The following is a 2,152-nucleotide window of genomic DNA, read 5'->3' as shown; positions in this document are numbered from 1 at the left end:
GCATAACACCGTAATCACAAAAACCAACGCATAGTAAAAATGCCGCGCGTTGGCTGTCCCTCTTGAAGCGTTTGTTATGCCGCTAGCTGAAGCGTGAAGCGAGTTTCTTATAAACAGCGTCTTTATCTCGTTTACCAACAGCGAGTACATAAACGACAACTTCATTGTCGATGACTTCATAAGCCAAACGATAACCAGCTGTACGAAGTTTGATTTTGTAAACAGAATCATAACCCCGTAACTTTGATGATGGAACGTAGGGATTTTCTAGCCTTTCTTTGAGTTTATTTTTAAATTGACTCTGAATAGTTGGCGCTAGCTTACTCCACTCCTTTTGGGCTGCCGGCAAAAACTTTAACTTATAAGTCATCAATATTGATTTCCACAGCTTGCGACAAATCACCACGACGACTATCTACTATTTGGGAAAGCTCATAATCATCAAGCATATCCATCAGATACTCGTAAGTTTCAGCCGGTACAAGGTAAGCTGCGGGTTTGTTGTGGTTAAGGATCGCAATAGCTGAACCATCAGCCTCGTTCAAAAGAGCAGTTGGGTTTTTCTTTAACTCTGAAATACTGGCAGAGCAATTCGCTAATACCTGTCTCATAACTTCACCATATAAGCATTAAAATCAGACCTAATTTTAGACCTTAATTTAAGTAATTGCTAGAGGTTTACAAAAGAGGCATAACGCCCGCTTAAGGGGCAGACAACGCTACTACTGACTTTCCGCATAACACCTTAATCACAAAAACCAACGCATAATAAAAATGCTACGCGTTGGCTGTCCCTCTTGAAGCGTTTGTTATGTGTTTGTTTCCGTCATACCAACGTAGCCTGCTTGCTCTTGGAGTCTTTTGCACCACGCTTGAATATTGGGGTAATCGGATAAGTTAAAACCACCTTCATCTGCAACATGCGTATAAGCGTACAGTGCAATATCAGCGATAGTGAGTTGCTTACCAACAAGATAATCCGTTTGAGCTAAGCGACTTTCCATTATTGATAAGGCTTTATTACCTCCAGGTTGTAAGGCACGATATTCCTCTAATCTTGACTCTGGCATACCTTGATATTTTTGGATAAAACGAGCCACGGCGATAAATGGCTCATGACTGTATTGTTCAAAGAACAACCATTCGTACATTTTAGCCTTTTCATATTGGTCACTAGGAATTAACGCTGTGCCATCTGCAAAATAGCCAAGAATTGCGTTCGACTCTGACAAACAACGACCATCATCCAAAACAACTGCGGGTATTTTTCCGTTCGGGTTAATGGATAAAAACTCGGCTGTTTTTGTGTCACCTTTTAAAATATTGACGTGATGCCATTCATGCTCAATGCCTAAGAAGGCAAGCAACAGCTTGACCTTGTAACAGTTTCCAGATTGGATATCTCCATAAACCTTCACTACAAATCTCCTTTTGTAAACTCAAAAACACATAACGCCCAATTAAGTGGTGAACAACGCACTGACCAAGTCGCTGCATTGCACCGTAAAACACTTTACCTGACGCATAGTAAAACTGCCACGCGTTGAGAATCCACTTGAATTGATTGTTATGTGAATTTAGCTATGAATTCAAAGTAAACCACCGTAGAAATGAAGATATTTGAATAAGTTACGTACAAAAACGATGCTTACCAAAACCTAAATTTCACAGCGTTCTGAGCCAAAGAGAGCCACTTACAGAATCAACAACAAAGAAAGCGCCCTTTCAGCAACCGCTAAATTTTTTGCGTCACCAGATTTTCAGAGCTGAATGTCAGCAAGAAAATCAGTCAAAAAGACATTTCAATTAAAGCGATTTGAAACTGACGAAACTCAACACAAACCAGATCCAAAACTTAATTGAGGCAACCCAAGAACCTTGAAAACGATCAATCTCAGGTTGTTCACGAATCCATTTCGACCAAGCCAACTTGCCGAAAACACGAAACGAATTCTCAATGAAATCGTAGCTTGGACCCTAAAAACTGACCAAACACATAACGCCCGGCTAAGGGGTTGACAACACACCACCGAACTCAAAAAACACACTTAAACACTGAACTTCAATTTTGAACTAAAGCCGCCAAGCGTTGGCAATCCCTCTTGAGCCGTTTGTTAGCTGCTGCACTTTAGCCGGAGATTGACTACCCAAC

Annotated in this window: 3 protein-coding genes; all 3 read right to left on the bottom strand. The window is 40.8% G+C overall.

Translation table 11 applies throughout. From position 1 onward, the window contains the following. Positions 1-82 precede the first annotated feature (82 nt). Entirely contained in the window at positions 83-370 is a 288-nt protein-coding gene (locus tag AACR75_RS18480) for a type II toxin-antitoxin system RelE family toxin (RefSeq protein ID WP_047691303.1), read from the bottom strand. Further along, positions 360-611, bottom strand: a complete 252-nt coding sequence (locus tag AACR75_RS18475; protein ID WP_001250181.1) for a type II toxin-antitoxin system Phd/YefM family antitoxin — start codon at positions 609-611, stop codon at positions 360-362. The genes AACR75_RS18480 and AACR75_RS18475 overlap by 11 nt, the downstream gene beginning before the upstream one ends. A 198-nt stretch (positions 612-809) precedes the next feature. Next, positions 810-1,418, bottom strand: a complete 609-nt coding sequence (locus AACR75_RS18465; protein ID WP_047691300.1) for a glutathione S-transferase family protein — start codon at positions 1,416-1,418, stop codon at positions 810-812. Positions 1,419-2,152: the final 734 nt, after the last annotated feature.

It is taken from the genome of Vibrio sp. ZOR0018, assembly GCF_963865925.1.
Taxonomy (GTDB): Bacteria; Pseudomonadota; Gammaproteobacteria; order Enterobacterales; family Vibrionaceae; genus Vibrio; species Vibrio anguillarum.
The sequence above is the reverse complement of the archived record's forward strand: the minus strand, read 5'-3'. Positions and strand labels throughout refer to the sequence as shown.

Bases quoted from the DNA above. Each gene is read 5' to 3' on its own strand.
- AACR75_RS18480 (WP_047691303.1), bottom strand. From the start codon at position 370: ATGACTTATAAGTTAAAGTTTTTGCCGGCAGCCCAAAAGGAGTGGAGT.
- AACR75_RS18475 (WP_001250181.1), bottom strand. From the start codon at position 611: ATGAGACAGGTATTAGCGAATTGCTCTGCCAGTATTTCAGAGTTAAAG.